This is a genomic window from Neobacillus sp. PS3-40 (genome assembly GCF_030915485.1).
Lineage (GTDB): Bacteria > Bacillota > Bacilli > Bacillales > Cytobacillaceae > JAUZPL01.
On the sequence record NZ_CP133266.1, the window covers coordinates 1,273,974 to 1,293,167 of the forward strand.

The following is a 19,194-nucleotide window of genomic DNA, read 5'->3' on the forward strand; positions in this document are numbered from 1 at the left end:
AAATAGTCACGAATAATACATATATATTATCAAATTTGTAGATTTTTGTCACAAATTAATTAATTTTATTTTGAAAATATTTAAAAAGTAATGGTTTTACCCGTGAAATGAAGTAAAGTGATCCCGTGATTACAAGTAAATGGTCGTTTGGAAGATCAGTAAGCTCTTGTGTAATGGTCGTTTCCCACTCGTCTCCAACTGACTTATTACTAGATTGGCTTAGTTCAAACAAATCATTTGCCGATGCTGCACGTGGATAATCAAAGGAAACAAATGTTATTTGCTCTGCTATTTCGTCTAAACTGCCGATCATCTTATCGAGTTTCTTATCCTTTAGGGCTGCAAAAACAATATGAATCATTCGACCTTTAAACCGACTAGAGAGTTCATGAACAAGGGCTGTAACGCCTTCATCATTATGTGCACCATCAATAATTACAAGCGGGTTTTCTGATATTACTTCAAATCTTCCCGGCCAAAAAGCATGTTTCAAGCCAACCCTAATATCTTGATTGTCAATTGAAACCGCAGAAATTTGATTTAAATATTGTCCAGCTATCACAGCAAGTGCAGCATTCTCGGTCTGATGCTGACCGATCATGGCAATTTCTAATTGATCCATTGTTTGGTCACCATTTATATTTACTGTAAAGCTTTCTCCCCTTGCAAGAGATTTGTGTGAACTGATCGTAAACTCTTGATTAATTCGAAACAATGGAGCATTCATTTTTAATGCCTGTTCCTTAATAACCTTAAGGGCACCAGGCTGTTTAGCTGCTGTAATAATTGGGGTGTCACGCTTGATAATTCCTGCCTTCTCAAAGGCAATATCCTCATATGAGTTCCCTAAAATATTGGTGTGGTCAAGACCTATATTTGTAATGATTGAAAGCAATGGAGAGATAATATTTGTCGAATCAAATCTCCCACCTAAACCTACTTCAAACAACACGATATCAACTGGGTGAAGCTTTGAAAAATAATAAAATGACATGGCAGTGACTACTTCAAATTCTGTAGGACCCCCAAATTCTGTTTCCTCCATTTCATCTGCTAAAGGGCGGATGACGTTCGTTAATCGGATTATATCTTCATCGCTGATGGGTATTCCATTCACACTGATACGCTCATTAAACTGTTCAATATAGGGGGAAGTAAATGTACCGATCGTGTATCCCCCAGCCTGTAGGATCGAACGTAGAAAGGTAACAGTCGAACCTTTTCCATTTGTCCCACCAATATGGACTGTCTTTAGTTCTTTTTCTGGATTCCCTAGCTTTTCCATCATCCATTCCATCCGTTTTAAACCGGGTTTTATCCCCAATCGTAATCTTGCATGGATCCATTCTAACGCTTCTTGATATGTAGTAAACATGCTAAGCATCTCCTTCATTGATGTGAAAACATGGTAAAGACGAACCCCTATAAGGATTCGTCTCTATTACTATTTATTATCCCTTTAATTCATTTATTCGAGCTTCGACTATTGTTCTTTTTTCTTGATAATCTTTTTCCTTGGCACGCTCCTCTAGAACAACACTTTCAGGAGCCTTTTTCATAAATCCTTCATTGCCAAGCTTCTTTTGTACCCTTTCTACTTCATTATTTAGTCTATCATATTCCTTTTCTAGACGGATAATTTCTTCCTCGATGTTGATCAGACCCTCTAGTGGGAGAATAATTTCAAGTCCAGTAACAACAGCTGTCATTGCCTTCTCTGGTATTTCTAGATCGATTCCGATTTGAAGTTCTTCAGGATTACAGAAGCGTTCAAGGTAAGATTGGTTCTTTTCTACAATTTTTAACACTTCTGTATCCTTCACTTTAACAAGCATTTTTATTTTCTTGCTCATTGGAGTATTCACTTCGGCACGAATATTTCGTACAGAGCGAATCACTTCCATCAAAAGCTTCATTTCTAGCGCCGCTTGGGCATCTGTAAATTCTGGATTTACTTCAGGCCATTTCGCAATCGTAATCGATTCCCCAACGTGCGGAAGGTTTTGCCAGATTTCTTCAGTTATAAATGGCATAAACGGGTGAAGTAATTTCATCGTATTGTCTAGAACATGAGCAAGGATTGAACGAGTTGTTTTCTTTGCTTGCTCATTATCTCCGTAAAGAGGGAGCTTAGACATTTCAATGTACCAGTCACAAAAATCATCCCAGATGAAATTATAAAGTACACGGCCAACTTCACCGAATTCATATCTCTCGGATAATCTTGTTATCGTTTCAATGGTTTCATTTAAACGAGTTAAAATCCATCGATCCGCTACAGATTTTTCACCACTTAAATCTATTTCTTCATATGCCAATCCATCCATGTTCATCAATGCAAATCGAGATGCATTCCAAATTTTATTGGCAAAGTTCCAGGTTGCTTCCACCTTCTCGATGCTAAAACGTAAATCTTGACCTGGAGAGCTACCTGTTGAAAGGAAGTATCTTAGTGCATCTGCTCCGTATTTATCAATGACATCCATTGGATCAACGCCATTACCAAGTGATTTACTCATTTTGCGGCCCTCTGCATCCCGTACAAGTCCATGAATCAATACATCTTTAAACGGACGCTCACCGGTAAATTCAAGGCTTTGGAAAATCATACGTGATACCCAGAAGAAGATAATATCATAGCCGGTTACAAGTACATCTGTTGAAAAATACCTCTCAAAATCGGCTGCATTCTTATCAGGCCATCCTAATGTAGAAAATGGCCATAGTGCGGAACTAAACCATGTATCTAATACATCTTTATCCTGTTCCCAATTTTCAAGGTCTGTTGGTGGTTCATGATCAACATAAACTTCCCCTGTTTCCTTATGGTACCATGCTGGAATACGATGCCCCCACCAAAGTTGACGCGAAATACACCAGTCACGAATATTTTCCATCCAGTGTAAATACGTCTTTTCAAAACGATCAGGAACAAACGTAACCTTTTCTTCATTTTTCTGGAGTTCAATCGCTTTATCTGCAAGTGGCTGCATTTTTACAAACCATTGCGTGGACAAATACGGTTCAACAACAGCACCACTTCGTTCAGAATGACCAACAGAATGCAGATGCTCTTCAATTTTGAATAAAACACCTTGCTCTTGAAGGTCTTTTACAATCTGCTTCCGGCACTCAAAACGATCAAGACCTTGATATTTTCCAGCCTTTTCATTCATCGTTCCGTCTTCATTCATAACAAGAATTCTTTCAAGATTATGGCGGTTACCAATTTCAAAGTCATTTGGATCATGTGCAGGCGTGATCTTTACAGCTCCAGAACCAAATTCCATATCAACATAATCATCACCTACAATAGGGATCACACGGCCTGTGATAGGGAGAATAACTGTCTTCCCAATAAGATGGTTATAACGTTCATCTTCAGGGTGTACAGCAACAGCTGAGTCGCCTAGCATCGTTTCTGGGCGTGTCGTTGCAATTTCAATATGTCCAGAACCATCAGCAAGTGGATATCTCAAATGATAGAAAGCTCCTTGGACATCTTTATAAATAACTTCAATGTCTGATATAGCTGTTTTAGTGGACGGATCCCAGTTAATAATATATTCGCCGCGGTAGATCAAACCTTTTTTATATAAGGTTACAAATACTTCACGAACTGCACTGGATAAACCTTCATCAAGCGTAAACCGTTCACGGCTATAATCAAGACCTAGGCCCACCTTTGCCCATTGCGCACGGATATGCGAAGCGTACTCTTCTTTCCACTTCCACGTTTCTTCAACGAATTTTTCTCTTCCTAAATCATAGCGACTTTTGCCTTCACTACGAAGTTTCTGTTCCACCTTTGCCTGCGTAGCAATCCCAGCATGATCCATTCCAGGAAGCCAAAGAACATCATAGCCCTGCATTCGTTTCATTCTAGTTAAAATATCTTGTAATGTTGTATCCCATGCATGACCTAAATGAAGTTTCCCTGTTACGTTTGGTGGTGGAATTACAATCGTGTAAGGTTGTTTCTCTTTTTCACCTTTTGCTTCGAAAAATTTCCCTTCTAACCACCATTCATATCGTCCTTTTTCGATTGTTTGTGGGTCATATTTTGTAGACATTGTCGTCTCTTTTTGTTCCATTCTAATTCCTCCTTGATTTTTTTCAGAAAACAAAAAAACCCCAGTTCGTCATAAAAGGACGAATGGAGTTTGCTTCGCGGTACCACCTTTTTTCCAACCTAAAAAACGATTGGCTCTTAAACTGATAACGGATTCAGATCCGTCTTCCACTACTTGGCTAAATAGTCCTTTCGCGGAAGAAGCTCGTGGGTGACTTTCCAATGACCTGCTTAGGAAATCTTTCAGCTGTGATTTCCCTCTCTTTAAGCAAGGGAGCATTATACTTTTCCCTGTCTATGCTTTGTGTTTTAAATTATATTGTTATACTACCCAAAAAAGGGGAATGTCGTCAATATTCATTACCAAATTTTTTTTATTTTATACAAAGGAAAGCGCAGACACCTTAATCCGAACTTTTAGGTAATTCACATTAAGTTGAGAATATACATAAATTAAAGAAGAAAAGATGAGAGGAGAGGGATGTCATGAGAAGGAGATTTAATAAATATTCAATGCCCCCATGGACAAGAAAGATTAGGATCTTTTGCGGACAATTTATTATTCCTTTTTGCATTTTCCAAGGAATCCGAACAGTTATATTTCCAACTATTTTAGATGTGTTTTTATTGACCATTTTTACTTTAACTGCAATTGCACTCTTTTTTGACATTATTTAAGGAGCCCTTTTTGTCACTGCGGGGGGGCTCCTTCTTTTGTTTGTTCTTCTTGTTCAAGTTCTGTCATCCTCATGGCAACATATTCAGTATTTTTGAGGTACCAATATTGATGTTGTAAATGCTGCACAAACTTTAGCTCATTTTTGGGATTCTGCTTACGATAATATTTTTCTACAACCTGTATAATTGGAAGAGGGTAGGAAAGGTAGCTATAAAACAATAATTTTTCATCTGCTTTAAAAGGGAAATATTTGAAATAATGAGTTATCCAATCGACACATTCGTCGTTTCTCTTCGGGTTCGTTTTCAAAGATCTGGACAAGAATGGCAATAAATCATGAATTGGTGAACCAAATCCAGCATCTTCAAAATTGGCAAAATAGCCATAGCCCTTTTCGTCAAAAAGAAAATGTTCACTTGAAATTTTTCCGTGGTTAATTACCATTCTGGCCTTTTCTTGTTCCTTTGTTTTTTCGTACCATTCTTCAAATTTCTTTTTAGAAAAGCTTAATGCCTGAACAATCTCATTAAAATAGAGACAGAATAATAGTTGAAATGGTGACATATATGTTTTCTTTTCGCATTCCTCGATAAAACCCGTTAGAAATTCTTGATTTTTTTCAAACTGTTGAATCGTTTTTTCATAGTGCTCAGTTCGTTCTTCTTTTTTTACAGTTATTTCCTTCGAAGATAATGTATGAAGTCTTGCTAATTCACGAAATAATTGTTGATGCCGTTCTTTTCGGTTTTCCTTTACATCATTTGAAAGCCAAGGCATTAAATAATAAAGATCTTTATCATGAAGTACAGCATACCTTCCATCATTAGTTGGATAAATTGGTACTATGCGATTGTATCCTTTTTGATAAAGCTGATGAACATGACGAATAAAATCAGTTCCACTATTTGGGACAATCTTCTTTAAAGCAAATGTCCCTTTATTAGAATAGACTTTCACTATTTTCCCGAAGTCTTCAACAAAGTATGGTTCAACTTGATAATGTTTTAAAATTGGTGCTACCGCATTTAACCGATTTGAGTCACTCATAAACTCAACTCTCTTTCAAAGAAAAGCTTGGTGCTTTTGCTAACAGCGACAAGCATAATAGGATTGTCGGGAAGGTAGTCATTTTTGCTACTTACTGGAATGCCTTTGACCCCAAGCCCATTAGGCCCGAAGCAAGACAGTTCTTAAAGATTTAAGAGAGAAAACAGTGAGCAGGAAGTAAGAACCTGCTCAAATTGTTCTCCATATTCAATTATTTTTTTGTCAGTGCGGCTGGAATATATAACACTTGGCCCTCACTAACATCTTGATTGATTTCGAGTTGATTTACTCGAAGGAGATTTTGAATCGTTACATTATAACGCTCAGCAACCCGATCTAAATTATCCCCTTTTTGAACAATACAGATTTTCAGTTTTGCTTGGTCATCTTCTCCCTCTTTACGAGCAAAAAACTCGGTCAAAGACATCGATTTACTTTTAGAGGTCTTTTTCTTTTTCATTTCTTTTTTAAGAGGAGATTCCTCAGATGATGATGAGGAGGATGAACTTTCTTCCACAATAATTACTTCCTCTATTATCGGTTCCTGTATAGGCTCTTCCACGATCAATTCCTGTTCAATAACCTCAATTTGTTTCTTTACCTTTTTCCTTGGTTCTTCATGGGGAATAGTGGATTTTTGATTTTCAGGATCAATATCTGTTTCTTGGTATGAGAATGTTGGAAAGCTTAACGGCACTTCTACATTTTCCTCTTCTGGCTGTTTTCTAGCTTCTGCTTCAAATAATAGGTCTTGGTTTGCTTCGTTTACATCTTCTTCATTATCACGATACATAACCTCTAAAGTAGAATCCTCAACTGTTTCATTTTGTTGAACACCATATAATCCGCTAATCGTTAACTCTGCTGATAATTTTAAACAACTTCGCTCCGGGATTGCGTAGTCAAATGATTCAACTAAAACATCAATATCATAAATACTTTGAATCCGATTGTTCGGAATAGTTATATCCACCGGAAAACGATGGGAAAATTCACATAACCCTCCATCCCGTTCCTCCACCGATTGGATATACTTTTGGGTAGTAACATTTTCTTCTTCATCAGCTTGATTTTCATTTGTACTGTTATATTCGCCGGTTAATTCAAGTGATCCACGGATGTTCACGTACTGGTCGTTTTCCTGGATAGTAATGTCCGGGTCTAGTGAAATCGAAACAAGCTCAGCGACTTCCTGTCCTTTTCTAAACCACAGAGATTCTTCCAAGGAAAATCGTAGGAACGACTGATTTTCCTGAGACAAAGCGACTCCTCCTTTCGTTTCCTTTTTAGCAAAATCACAATGTCACTTACACTTTATGAGGGGAATTTTTTAAATATGTTAAAATATCCGAAAAAAAATACACTTCCCGGTGTAGATTCTTCTTTTCGGGCGTCTATAATGTCTGTTTGTGTTTACAGGTGCGAGTTCAGGTGGATGCATCAACAATAAAAAAAGTCCAATTCAGTTACGAATTGGACTTGAATGTTCGATTCATTATTAATTTTATTTAAAGTTCTTAGCTCAGTATTCCTATTTCAGTTTTGAAAATGCCGTTTCAGCTGCTTGAATTGTTTTTGCAATATCTTCATCAGTATGGACTGTAGAAAGGAATAGGCCTTCAAATTGGGAAGGTGGTAAAAACACTCCATTTTCAGCCATCTCCCGATAATAAGCAGCAAAATATTCAAGATTTGCTGTTTTTGCATTTTCATAATTGATAACTTTCTCGTTTGTAAAGAAGAAGCCTATCATCGAACCCGCACGATTGATTGTATGAGGAATATCATATTTTTCAGCTGCTTCGTTTAAGCCTTTTTCAAGCATATCTGCCTTCCGGCCAAATTCTATATAATGCTCGGGAGTTAATTGACTCAAAGTTTCATATCCAGCAGTCATTGCAAGTGGATTTCCTGAAAGAGTCCCTGCTTGGTAGATTGGGCCACTTGGAGCAATTCTCTCCATAATCTCAGCTTTTCCACCATAAGCCCCTACAGGAAGACCTCCACCAATCACCTTGCCAAGACAAGTGATATCAGGCGTTACATTAAAGTATCCTTGTGCACAATTATACCCTACACGGAAACCAGTCATAACCTCATCAAAAATGAGCAATGCCCCGTATTGAGTCGTAATGTCACGAAGTCCTTGTAAAAATCCTGGAAGTGGTGGGACAACTCCCATATTTCCAGCAACAGGTTCAACAATAATACAGGCGATATCATCACCAAATTGTTCAAAGGCAACTTTGACACTTTCTAGATCATTGTATGGAATAGTTATCGTATTTTTGGCAACACCTTCTGGTACTCCAGGGCTATCAGGCAAGCCAAGAGTCGCAACACCTGATCCAGCTTTGATTAGCAATGAATCTCCGTGACCATGGTAACATCCTTCAAATTTAATGATTTTATTGCGACCTGTGTATCCCCTCGCAAGCCTTAGAGCACTCATCGTTGCTTCTGTACCTGAAGATACCATTCGAACGATTTCAATGGATGGAACGCGTTCGATGACAAGTTTGGCCACTTTATTTTCCATTAATGTTGGTGCACCATAGCTTGTTCCTAGTTCTGCTACTTTTTTAATCGCCTCAACAACTCGATCATTCGAATGCCCAAGAATTAGTGGGCCCCAAGATAATACATAATCGATATATTCGTTTCCATCAATATCATAAATCTTTGATCCTTTTCCTCTCTCCATAAAGATTGGATCCATGTTCACCGATTTAAAAGCTCTAACAGGGCTATTCACGCCACCTGGCATAAGGGTTTGAGCTTCTTTGAATGCTTCGATTGATTTAGTATATGAACGCATCGTATTCCCTCTTTTCAATTATTGATGGAAATCTTCTTACTCTTCTTCCGCTAACCAGCGAATCGCATCTTTAGCTGCATAAGTAATAATTAGATCTGCTCCGGCACGCTTCATACCGATTAACATTTCAAGAACAGTCTTTTTCTCGTCAATCCAGCCATTTTGAGCCGCAGCTTTAACCATTGAATATTCACCGCTTACGTTATAAACAACAACTGGTAAATTAAAGTTATTTTTTACATCACGAACAATATCAAGATATGGCATACCAGGTTTAATAATTAAAAAGTCTGCACCTTCCGCAACGTCAGATTCAGCTTCCCTGAATGCTTCCATGCGGTTTGCAGGGTCCATTTGATAGGTTTTACGGTCACCAAATTGTGGTGCTCCCTCTGCTGCTTCACGGAATGGACCGTAGAATGCTGAGGCATATTTTACAGCGTAGGACATAATTGGCACTTCAGTAAAACCAGCTTCATCTAATCCAGCCCGGATTGCAACAACAAAGCCATCCATCATGTTAGACGGAGCAATAATATCAGCTCCTGCTTTAGCCTGCGCAACTGCAGTTTTCACTAATAAGTCAAGTGATTGATCATTTAGAACTTTTTCCCCTTCAATAACCCCACAGTGACCATGACTTGTGTATTCACACAAGCAGGTATCAGCAACAACGATTATTTCCGGAAATTTTTCTTTTATAAAACGGGTTGCAACCTGGATAATTCCGTGGTCATGATAGGCTTGCTCACCACATTCATCTTTGGTGGCTGGAATTCCAAATAATAATACAGACTTAATTCCGTGTGCAACGATATCCTCCATCTCTGTTTGGAGATGGTCCATTGAAACTTGAAATACTCCAGGCATAGATGATACTTCATTCCGAATGTTTTCGCCTTCATAAATAAAGAGCGGATAAATAAAGTCTTCTGCTTTCAAGTGATTTTCTCTAACAAGTGCACGCATATTCGCACTTGTTCGCAAACGACGGTGGCGTGAAAATTGCAATTCCATTTATAGTACCTCCATTAATTTTCTAAAAGATAAGCATTCATGCTTTTGATCATTTCTTCGACAGTATACACCTTTGGAGAGGCATGTACCTTTAAATTGTATGATTTTAATTTTTTCTCTGTACTAGGTCCAATACACCCAATCAAACAACCACTCAAACAAGATTCAAGTCCTAATTCTTTGATAGTATCCATAAAATGATCTACCGTAGAAGGGCTAGTAAACAGGAGGATATCGAGTTCCTGATTTTCCATTGCTATCGCTAGTTTGGTAAAGCTTTCTTCAGGCATATACGTTTCGTATACAACTACTTCATCAACTATCGCACCATTTTTTCTTAATGAATCTGCAATGTAGTCCCTAGCGAGATTTCCTTTTGGAATTAGAATTTTCACTCCAATTTGAAGATTTGGTAAAAACTCTTCTACAAAAGCTTCAGCTACATATTCAGTTGGTGAGAATTCAACCCTTAGGCCCTTCTCTTCAACTACCTTTTCAGTTCTTTTTCCAATTACTGCAATTTTCGGAGAGGTGATTATTCCCTCTGGTCCTACGAAAGAAAGGAAGGTTTCAACTGTGACATTACTAGTAAATATAATCCAGTCGTACGTATGTAAGGCATTCAAGTATTCCATCAGTTTCTGTGTAATCATTTTAGGTCGAAAGGCAATTAGAGGGATTTCGACTGGAATCCCTCCATACCTTTTAAGGAGCTGTGAAAAAGACTTTGCTTGCTTTTTTCCTCTTGGAACAAGGACCTTTTTATTAAGCAATGGCAATGACGAATCTATCATTCACCATCTAGCTCCTGTTTAACTCGGTCAATAAGCTCTTTTGCTCCTTTTTTGATCAAAAGATCTGCTGCCAAATTTCCGATTTCTTCAGGGTTTTGGCCTTTAAGTTCCTCTTTATAAACTTCTTTTCCATCTGGAGAAGCTACTAATACATGTAAGACAACTTCATCATTATCATCAACCTGCGCAAATCCAGCAATAGGCACTTGGCAGCCACCTTCCATTTTCTGAAGGAAAGCACGCTCTGCTCTAACAGCTTTTTCAGTCTTTTTACAAGTGAATTTCTCAAATAATTCTAATAGTTCATGATCATCCTCGCGGCATTCAATCGACAATGCCCCTTGACCAACAGCCGGAATACAAATATCTGCGTCCAAAAATTCTGTTACAACATCCTTAGCCCAACCTAGTCGTGACAAGCCTGCAGCTGCGAGAATGATTGCATCATATTCTTCTTCTTCCAATTTACCTAACCTTGTATCAACGTTTCCACGGATCCACTTAATTTCTAAATCAGGACGCTGTAATAGTAGCTGGGAACTACGGCGAAGGCTACTCGTTCCAATGATAGCTCCTTGTTTTAATTCTTTTAAGGGAATATGGCCTCTAGATATAAGTGCATCACGGTGGTCTTCACGAAATGGGATACAACCGATGGTTAGACCTTCTGGTAAAATAGCAGGCATGTCTTTCATACTATGCACAGCCATATCAATCTCTTTATCCATCATAGCTTGTTCAATTTCTTTTACGAACAATCCTTTACCGCCTACTTTTGCAAGGGTAACATCTTGGATGCGGTCACCTTTTGTAACGATTTCCTTCACTTCAAATTCGAAAGGACCTCCGAGTTTTTTCAGCTGTTCGATTACCCAATTTGTTTGTGTTAATGCTAATTTACTCCGTCTTGAACCGACAATAATTTTTCGCATGACAGCCTCCTAGATTATGAGTACCAAAAATGGAAAGAAGATAGTTTACCAAATAAGAAAAAGTTCACTAAGACTATTAAAAAGGATCCTACATTCCATAATGCCAATGATTTACCCGCTAAGTTCTTCCCTATACGCAAGTATAAGTAAAGACTATATGCAGCTAATACAATAAAAGAGCCAATAACCTTAGTATCATACCATGGCATACCAGGAACCTTCAGAAAGGCCCATTGTAGACCAAGTATTAGGCTTAAAATCAACATTGGCACGCCAATTACGGCTAAAACATAGGATGAAAATTCAAGCTTGCTTAAGTCCGCCAAACGTAAAAGCCGAGTACCCCATTTTTTTCTTTTTAATAAATCATGTTGAATTAGATAAAGCAAAGAAAAAACAAAGGAAAGGGAAAAAGCCCCGTATGAAAGAATGGCCATTGTAATATGTATCAAAAGAAGTTCAGATACAAGCTTTTGCCCAATTAAGCGAGAATGATATTGAACAGGAGCAAATGTATGAATTGCCATTACTATGAACCCAAGTATATTAGTAAAGAATACAATAAAATCGACCCTGAGTAATCGGTTTATGCCGAGTGACAGCGTAACCAATACCCATGCATAGAAATAAAACCCTTCAAAGATGGTCAAAACAGGAAATCTCCCCGTTTTCACCATGTAAAAAAACAAAAAGGTCGTTTGTAAAATCCATACCAATGCAAGTAACCAGAAAGCAATTCGGTTTGCCCTCCGGTTATGATAAATGAAATCGAAAAAGTATAACAGCACACTAAAGGCATATAGTACAACTGTAAATTCATGTAGTCGCGTCAGATGGATGTCATACATAGACAAATACCTCTTATGACTGAAAGGAAGCCTGCGGTTTATTAACCATTATTCTATTAGTTTCGGCTGCTTTCGATTGTTGTTCATCGACAAGATCTTCAATATTAAAGATTTTCACAAATAATTCTAATGCCTTTTCAGCGTCAGATCGTGCAGCCAATTCTTTTACTTGTAAAATAGGATCTTTTAAAAGCTGGTTGATAATACTCTTTGTGTGTTTATTCAATACCTTTTTATCATGATCGGATAAATGAGGGAGCTTTCGTTCAATGCTCTCCATTGTTTCTGATTGGACCGCTAATGCCTTTTCCCGTAAAGCTGAGATTACTGGAACAACACCAAGCATACCTAGCCATTGATCAAATTCAACCATTTCCTTTTCAACCATAAGCATAATTTTTTCAGCAGCCTTTTTGCGTTCTTGCAGGTTTGCTTCAACAATTCCTTCTAAATCATCAATGTCATATAAAAAGACATTTTCAAGTTCAGCAATCCTTGGATCTAAATCTCGAGGAACTGCGATATCTACCATGAATAATGGTTTACCTTTTCTCTTTTTCTCTACTTTTACCATCATTTCCTTCGTGATTACGAAATCTTTAGCCCCCGTGGAGCTTATCAGAATATCCGCATCAACAAGTGATGATTCTAGTTCTTCTAACGTTTTAGCAGTTCCATCAAATCGAGCTGCAAGATCTTGAGCTTTCTCATAAGTACGATTGATAACCGTTACTTTTCTTACCCCGCTACCATGTAAGTTTTGGGCTGCTAATTCACCCATTTTCCCGGCCCCAAAGATAAGAATATGTTTGCTTTCAAGAGAACCAAAAATCTTCCTTGCTAATTCGACGGCAGCATAGCTAACTGATACTGCGTTAGCACCAATATCTGTTTCTGAATGCCCACGTTTTGCAACCGTTATTGCCTGTTTAAATAGATGGTTAAACACAGTTCCTATCGTCTCTTCCTGTTGTGCTAGTAAAAAACTTGAACGAACTTGACCTAATATTTGCGTTTCACCCAAGATCATTGAATCTAAGCCACAGGCTACTCTAAATAGATGCAGAACGGCTCTATCTTCTTCACCAGAAAATAAATACGGTGAAAACTCTGATTGATCAATTCCAAACGTTTCAGATAAAAATTCCTTAATATAATAATGTCCGGTATGCAATTGATCAACTACTGCATAAATCTCTGTGCGATTACAAGTAGAGATAATAATATTTTCAAGGATACTTTTCTTTTCTTTTAATCGTTTCATTGCTTGCCCAAGATCAAATTCATTAAATGTCAGCCGCTCACGGATTTCAACAGGGGCAGTTTTATAGTTAAGGCCGATCATTAAAATATGCATTAAGAGGACACCCCCAATAAGAATTACATTAATAACTAGTCTGATTATATCATGGGAATTTTCTATTTTCGCCCAAAATATGTGAACAGAAAATGAAAGTATGATATTATAGAAATGCAAAAGCGCCTGGGAGAGCCTCGACAAGCGCAGGAGACAATTTTCGACAATTACCTCTATAGTACAGTAACAAAAAATCGAATTTTATTCAAGTGAACCTTCTGGAAGTGGTGTTTTTGTGAAGAACCAACAAATTTTCCCTGGGATAATTCTGATCGGTTTTGGTGCATACTTTTTTTTACAGCAATCGGGCATAACGATTTTTGAACAATTTTATACATGGCCTACATTACTCATTATTGTTGGAATTGCTTTTTTAGGACAAGGGTACATAGCGAAGGATTATGAAGCTATTCTTCCTGGTGTGATTCTACTGGGTTTTGGCGTTCACTTCCATATTATCGGTCATTTGGCTATTTGGCCTAATCAAATTGGAACCTTTATTTTTATTATCGCCCTTGGTTTTTTCCTCCGATATCAAAAAACACATACTGGATTATTCCAAGCCATGCTTTTCCTTATATTGGCTCTTTTATCACTATTTTATAATAAAATTGCCTCATACCTTGGTCTGCTTGAAAATAGTGTTTCAATCGTCTGGAAATTCTGGCCAATTATTTTAATAGTATTCGGGATTTATTTCCTGTTTAAAAAGAAAAAATAACGCTTGGCATGTGCCAAGCGTATTTTTTTACATATAACTTTCTAATATTGCCCATGCTTGATCTTTTCCAAGACCAGTTTCAGAAGAGAAAAGAACGATTTCATCATTTGCATCAAGATCTAATGTTTCCTTCGTCACTTTTAAATGCTTCTGCCATTTTCCTTTTGGAATCTTGTCTGCCTTTGTAGCAATAACGACACAAGGAATTTCAAAATGTTTTAAGAAATTATACATCATCCTATCGTCTACGGATGGGGGATGCCTTAAATCAACAATCATTACAACTGCCCTTAATTGGTCTCTTTTGGTTATATACGTTTCAATCATTTTTCCCCATGCTTCACGTTCCGTTTTTGAAACCTTTGCATATCCATAGCCTGGAACATCCACAAAATGGAGAATCTCATTAATCAGGTAAAAGTTTAACGTTTGGGTTTTACCTGGTTTTGACGAAATCCTCGCTAAACCTTTTCGATTAAGCATTTTATTGATAAAGGATGATTTCCCAACATTCGAACGCCCTGCTAACGCAAATTCAGGAATATCCGTATCAGGGTATTGATCGGGCTTTACTGCACTAATGATAATTTCGGAACTAGTTACCTTCATTCCACTCCACCATCATTAAGAGCATGTTTTAAAACTTCATCTAAATGGGATACAAGTACAAATTCCATATTATTCCTCACACTATCGGGTATTTCATCGATATCCTTTTCATTATCTTTTGGTAAAATTATTTTCGTTAATCCTGCTCTATGGGCACCTAGTGTTTTCTCTTTCAATCCACCAATTGGGAGAACTCTCCCTCTTAACGTGATTTCTCCTGTCATTCCAACCTCTTTACGGATAGACCTCCCAGACAACGCAGAAACAAGAGCAGTTGCAATAGTTATCCCAGCTGAAGGTCCATCCTTTGGTACAGCACCTTCAGGAACATGTATGTGGATGTCATATTTTTCGTGGAAATCTTCCTCAATGCCAAGCTCTTTTGTCTTCGAGCGAACATAGCTAAAAGCTGCTTGAGCGGACTCCTTCATGACATCTCCAAGCTTACCTGTTAAAATAAGCTTCCCTTTACCTGGTGAGAGCGAAACCTCTATTTGCAGTGTATCTCCACCAACAGTAGTATAGGCTAATCCTGTTGCAACACCGACTTGATCTTCCAATTCAGCCTGTCCATAGTGAAAGATAGGTTTCCCTAAAAATTCCTCTACATTTTTTTCGGTTATGATAACGCGTTTTTTCTCGCCTGAAACAATTATTTTTGCTGTTTTTCGGCAAATTGTTGCCATCTGGCGTTCCATACTTCGAACGCCTGCCTCACGAGTATAATGACGGATAATTTTAAGGATTGCATCATCCCGAACCTGAAGAATTCCTTTTGAAAGACCATGCTCCTTAACTTGTTTTGGAAGTAAATGATCTCTTGTAATATGAACCTTTTCAAGCTCCGTATACCCTGCAATCGTAATGATTTCCATTCGATCCAAAAGTGGACCTGGGACAGTGGATAGATTATTTGCCGTTGCAATAAACATAACCTTTGAAAGGTCATAGGCTTCCTCAATAAAATGATCGCTAAAATTATTATTCTGTTCTGGATCAAGTACTTCAAGCATTGCTGCTGAAGGATCTCCACGAAAGTCATTTGACATTTTATCGATTTCATCTAATAGGAAAACTGGGTTAATAGTCCCTGCCTTTTTCATTCCTTGAATAATGCGGCCAGGCATTGCCCCTACATATGTCCTTCTATGACCGCGCACCTCAGACTCGTCCCTTACACCACCAAGTGATACTCGAACGAAATTTCGATTTAATGACCTTGCAATTGAGCGAGCAAGACTTGTTTTTCCAACACCTGGAGGGCCTGCAAGGCATAGAATCGGTCCTCTTAATGAATTGGTAAGTTTTTGGACAGACAAATATTCCAAGACACGTTCTTTAACTTTTTCTAGCCCATAATGATCCTTATTTAATATTTTCTCAGCACGGTTGATATCAAGATCATCTTCGGTTTTCTTCGACCACGGTAAGGCAAGTAGCCATTCAATATAATTTCGAATAACTGCGCTTTCTGCAGAGCTAGAAGGAACCTTTTCATAGCGGTCTAACTCCTTAAAAGCAATCTGTTTTATCCGCTCAGGCATCCCAGCATTGTCAATTTTTTCTGTTAGATCGGCAATCTCTCCTGTTTTACCTTCTTTATCGCCTAATTCTTTCTGGATTGCTTTCATTTGCTCTCTTAGATAGTATTCCTTTTGGGTTCTCTCCATTGATCGCTTAACACGCTGTCCAATTTTCTTTTCAAGGTTAAGAACTTCTTTTTCATTATGGATGATATCAATCACACGATTCATCCGATCCTTAACTTCAATGGTCTCAAGGATTTCTTGCTTTTCCTTTTGCTTCAATGGCAAATGAGATGAGATAATATCAGCCATTCTTCCGGGCTCTTCGATATCTGTAACAGATGAGTACGTTTCGGCTGAGATTTTTTTAGACAGTTTTATGTATTGCTCAAAGTATTCAAGCATCGTTCTCATCAAGGCTTCATCTTCAACGTCTTTTGTATCCCGATCCTCGGAAGTTTCTATGCTTACGGAGTAGTAATTACTATTTTCTTGGAAGGATACAATTTCTGCCCTCTTCAACCCCTCAACCAAAACTCTAATTGTACCGTTCGGTAATTTGAGCATTTGCTTGACCTTTGTTAATGTCCCCATTTTATATAAATCGTCTTCTGACGGTTCATCAATAGACATATCTTTTTGAGTTGTTAAAAAAATTAAATGGTCATCGACCATCGCTTTTTCAAGGGCTTGCACCGACTTTTCTCTCCCAACATCCAAATGAAGGACCATCGTCGGATAGACAAGCAACCCACGAAGTGGTAGGAGTGGAACGATTAATTCTTTCTTTTCCGCCAAAATCTTACACCTCCAATATAATACAGGAATATTCTTTGTACATTCTATCTCATTTGTAAGAATGTGTCTAATCTCAGAGATTTGTGTAAATCTATTTATATATATTACTTTTCCCCAATTAGAAAAATAAACACTTTAGTTTGTTTACAACAAACTAAAGTGTTCTCATTAAATGGATTCCTTTTTTGAAAGCTCTATAGAAGCAGTAATTGCATTTTCTTTTAAATAGTCTTTAACAAACGCTAATTCAAATACTTCTTCAAGATGAGAAACTGGGACAATTGTTATCCCTTCAATTTCATTTAAAATGGACTGCATGTTTTCTTCTGGGATAATAACCGTTTGAGCCCCTGCCTTTTTGGCTGCCTTTATTTTAGGAAATACGCCTCCGATCGGCTTTACATTTCCATGAATACTGATTTCACCCGTCATCGCTACTTTATTGTCAATTGGAATCTTATAGATCGCAGAATAAATGCCTGTTGCCATAGCGATTCCAGCAGATGGGCCATCAATTGGGACACCACCTGGGAAATTCACATGGATATCAAAATCATTTGCCGGAACCCCCATTGATCTAAGGACCGTAATAACATTTTCAATTGAACCCCGTGCCATACTTTTTCTTCTTACTGATTTCCCCTGAGTACCAATACTTTCTTCTTCCACTATCCCTGTAATATTAATGGTTCCCTTATCTTTTGCTGGGATAACAGTCACTTCAATTTCAAGCAAGGCCCCAGAATTCGGCCCATATACTGCTAAGCCATTTACTAGGCCTATACATGAAGCTTCATTTATCTTTCTTTCCATTCTTGGTGTTAACTGACTAGAATGAATCACCCATTCTATATCTTCATCTTTTATAAAGTTACGGTCTTCAGTGATGGCGAGGCCTGCTGCAATTTGTATCATATTAACTGCCTCTCGACCATTTCTTGCATAACTGGATAGTGTATGTAAGCCTGTTTCTTTAATTATTAACTTAACTTTTTCTGCTGCTTTCCTAGCAATAATATAGACTTCATCTTCGCTCAATTCTCTAAAAAATACTTCCATGCAGCGAGAACGGATTGCTGGTGGAATTTCATTCGGTGTTCTAGTTGTTGCTCCAATTAACCGAAAATCCGCGGGCAAACCATTTTTAAAAATATCGTGAATATGGGTTGGAATTTGTGTATTTTCTTCGTTGTAATAAGCGCTTTCTAGGAATACCAACCGATCCTCCAAAACTTTTAAAAGTTTATTCATTTGAATTGGATGTAATTCCCCGATTTCATCAATAAACAGCACACCACCATGTGCATTTGTTACAGCTCCCTGCTTGGGTTGTGGAATCCCCGCTTGTCCCATTGCACCTGCGCCTTGATAAATTGGATCATGTACTGACCCGATAAGTGGGTCCGCAATTCCCCTTTCATCAAACCTTGCTGTTGTCGCATCCAATTCAACGAAAACGGAAGTAGATGTAAAAGGGGACTTAGAATTTTTTTTCGCTTCCTCTAAGACTAACCGAGCTGCAGCTGTTTTTCCAATTCCCGGTGGTCCATATATAATGACATGCTGTGGGTTTGGTCCACATAAGGCCGCCTTTAATGATTTAATACCATCTTCTTGTCCAACAATATCCTGAAAGCTTGTCGGTCGAACCTTTTCAGATAATGGCTCCGTTAATGAAATTGATCTCATTTTTCGAAGCTGGTCCATTTCTTTTCGAGATTCACGATCAATGGACACCTTTTGTGTCCGCTGATTTCTAAGCAAATTCCAAAAATATAATCCAATGATGATCCCAAAGAAAAGCTGAATAAATAAGGCAATCCCCGTCCAACTCATGCCATTCCCTCCTACTACTATATATCTGATAGATATGTTTAAGTATTTCCCTCGCAGGGATGGAATAAACAAGAAATTGGAAGATAAATAAAGAAAACTCGCCGATTGGCGAGCCCCTAAGGTCGATGATTAGGCGTAGC

General features: G+C 37.9%; 15 protein-coding genes and 1 other annotated feature. Of the genes, 2 read left to right on the forward strand and 13 right to left on the reverse strand.

Going from position 1 to position 19,194, the window contains the following annotated elements; genetic code table 11:
• Positions 1-55: 55 nt before the first annotated feature.
• Together RCG20_RS06575 and RCG20_RS06580 are read right to left on the reverse strand one after the other, a co-directional pair.
• A complete protein-coding gene (locus RCG20_RS06575) occupies positions 56-1,375 on the reverse strand; it encodes a bifunctional folylpolyglutamate synthase/dihydrofolate synthase (RefSeq protein ID WP_308183436.1) in 1,320 nt (439 codons plus the stop codon).
• A 76-nt stretch (positions 1,376-1,451) separates the two neighbouring features.
• The gene (locus tag RCG20_RS06580; protein WP_308183437.1) at positions 1,452-4,094 is read right to left on the reverse strand and encodes a valine--tRNA ligase; all 2,643 of its coding nucleotides are present in this window, start codon (positions 4,092-4,094) and stop codon (positions 1,452-1,454) included.
• Positions 4,095-4,145: 51 nt separating this feature from the next.
• Positions 4,146-4,379, reverse strand: a binding site (T-box leader).
• 179 nt (positions 4,380-4,558) lie between these two features.
• Here RCG20_RS06580 and RCG20_RS06585 point away from each other — a divergent pair.
• The gene (locus RCG20_RS06585; RefSeq protein WP_308183438.1) at positions 4,559-4,750 is read left to right on the forward strand and encodes a hypothetical protein; all 192 of its coding nucleotides are present in this window, start codon (positions 4,559-4,561) and stop codon (positions 4,748-4,750) included.
• 13 nt (positions 4,751-4,763) lie between these two features.
• On the opposite strand, the gene ysxE is transcribed toward RCG20_RS06585, so the two are convergent.
• The 8 genes from ysxE to hemA form a co-directional block, all read right to left on the reverse strand.
• Entirely contained in the window at positions 4,764-5,798 is a 1,035-nt protein-coding gene (ysxE, locus tag RCG20_RS06590) for a spore coat protein YsxE (protein WP_308183439.1), read from the reverse strand.
• A gap of 211 nt (positions 5,799-6,009) precedes the next feature.
• Positions 6,010-7,059, reverse strand: coding sequence for a stage VI sporulation protein D (gene spoVID, locus RCG20_RS06595; RefSeq protein ID WP_308183440.1), 1,050 nt, complete (start codon positions 7,057-7,059; stop codon positions 6,010-6,012).
• A gap of 270 nt (positions 7,060-7,329) precedes the next feature.
• Entirely contained in the window at positions 7,330-8,616 is a 1,287-nt protein-coding gene (hemL, locus tag RCG20_RS06600; protein WP_308183441.1) for a glutamate-1-semialdehyde 2,1-aminomutase, read from the reverse strand.
• 36 nt (positions 8,617-8,652) lie between these two features.
• On the reverse strand, positions 8,653-9,633 hold the full coding sequence (gene hemB, locus RCG20_RS06605; protein ID WP_308183442.1) for a porphobilinogen synthase: 981 nt from the start codon (positions 9,631-9,633) through the stop codon (positions 8,653-8,655).
• Positions 9,634-9,647: 14 nt separating this feature from the next.
• Positions 9,648-10,427, reverse strand: a complete 780-nt coding sequence (locus tag RCG20_RS06610; RefSeq protein ID WP_308183443.1) for a uroporphyrinogen-III synthase — start codon at positions 10,425-10,427, stop codon at positions 9,648-9,650.
• Positions 10,424-11,359 carry a hydroxymethylbilane synthase gene (gene hemC, locus RCG20_RS06615; protein ID WP_308183444.1) on the reverse strand — a complete coding sequence of 312 codons (936 nt, stop codon included), beginning with the start codon at positions 11,357-11,359 and terminating at the stop codon, positions 10,424-10,426. The genes RCG20_RS06610 and hemC overlap by 4 nt, the downstream gene beginning before the upstream one ends.
• 14 nt (positions 11,360-11,373) lie before the next feature.
• Complete coding sequence (locus RCG20_RS06620) at positions 11,374-12,207, reverse strand: cytochrome c biogenesis protein (RefSeq protein WP_308183445.1); 834 nt, start codon at positions 12,205-12,207, stop codon at positions 11,374-11,376.
• Positions 12,208-12,220: 13 nt separating this feature from the next.
• Complete coding sequence (gene hemA, locus RCG20_RS06625; protein WP_308183446.1) at positions 12,221-13,564, reverse strand: glutamyl-tRNA reductase; 1,344 nt, start codon at positions 13,562-13,564, stop codon at positions 12,221-12,223.
• A 235-nt stretch (positions 13,565-13,799) separates the two neighbouring features.
• Between hemA and RCG20_RS06630 the strand changes: the two genes are divergently transcribed.
• Positions 13,800-14,285, forward strand: a complete 486-nt coding sequence (locus tag RCG20_RS06630) for a LiaI-LiaF-like domain-containing protein (RefSeq protein WP_308183447.1) — start codon at positions 13,800-13,802, stop codon at positions 14,283-14,285.
• Positions 14,286-14,312: 27 nt separating this feature from the next.
• On the opposite strand, the gene yihA is transcribed toward RCG20_RS06630, so the two are convergent.
• The 3 genes from yihA to lonB form a co-directional block, all read right to left on the reverse strand.
• Positions 14,313-14,894 carry a ribosome biogenesis GTP-binding protein YihA/YsxC gene (yihA, locus tag RCG20_RS06635; RefSeq protein ID WP_308183448.1) on the reverse strand — a complete coding sequence of 194 codons (582 nt, stop codon included), beginning with the start codon at positions 14,892-14,894 and terminating at the stop codon, positions 14,313-14,315.
• Complete coding sequence (gene lon, locus RCG20_RS06640; RefSeq protein ID WP_308183449.1) at positions 14,891-17,218, reverse strand: endopeptidase La; 2,328 nt, start codon at positions 17,216-17,218, stop codon at positions 14,891-14,893. Before lon ends, yihA begins: the two co-directional genes overlap by 4 nt.
• Positions 17,219-17,386: 168 nt before the next feature.
• Positions 17,387-19,054 carry an ATP-dependent protease LonB gene (lonB, locus tag RCG20_RS06645; RefSeq protein ID WP_308183450.1) on the reverse strand — a complete coding sequence of 556 codons (1,668 nt, stop codon included), beginning with the start codon at positions 19,052-19,054 and terminating at the stop codon, positions 17,387-17,389.
• Between the last annotated feature and the right edge of the window lie 140 nt (positions 19,055-19,194).

Excerpts from the sequence above, each read along its gene's own strand:
- RCG20_RS06575 (WP_308183436.1), bottom strand. The coding sequence starts at position 1,375 with ATGTTTACTACATATCAAGAAGCGTTAGAATGGATCCATGCAAGATTA.
- RCG20_RS06580 (WP_308183437.1), bottom strand. The coding sequence starts at position 4,094 with ATGGAACAAAAAGAGACGACAATGTCTACAAAATATGACCCACAAACA.
- RCG20_RS06585 (WP_308183438.1), top strand. The coding sequence starts at position 4,559 with ATGAGAAGGAGATTTAATAAATATTCAATGCCCCCATGGACAAGAAAG.
- ysxE (WP_308183439.1), bottom strand. The coding sequence starts at position 5,798 with ATGAGTGACTCAAATCGGTTAAATGCGGTAGCACCAATTTTAAAACAT.
- hemL (WP_308183441.1), bottom strand. The coding sequence starts at position 8,616 with ATGCGTTCATATACTAAATCAATCGAAGCATTCAAAGAAGCTCAAACC.
- hemB (WP_308183442.1), bottom strand. The coding sequence starts at position 9,633 with ATGGAATTGCAATTTTCACGCCACCGTCGTTTGCGAACAAGTGCGAAT.
- RCG20_RS06610 (WP_308183443.1), bottom strand. The coding sequence starts at position 10,427 with ATGATAGATTCGTCATTGCCATTGCTTAATAAAAAGGTCCTTGTTCCA.
- hemC (WP_308183444.1), bottom strand. The coding sequence starts at position 11,359 with ATGCGAAAAATTATTGTCGGTTCAAGACGGAGTAAATTAGCATTAACA.
- RCG20_RS06620 (WP_308183445.1), bottom strand. The coding sequence starts at position 12,207 with ATGTATGACATCCATCTGACGCGACTACATGAATTTACAGTTGTACTA.
- hemA (WP_308183446.1), bottom strand. The coding sequence starts at position 13,564 with ATGCATATTTTAATGATCGGCCTTAACTATAAAACTGCCCCTGTTGAA.
- yihA (WP_308183448.1), bottom strand. The coding sequence starts at position 14,894 with ATGAAGGTAACTAGTTCCGAAATTATCATTAGTGCAGTAAAGCCCGAT.
- lonB (WP_308183450.1), bottom strand. The coding sequence starts at position 19,054 with ATGAGTTGGACGGGGATTGCCTTATTTATTCAGCTTTTCTTTGGGATC.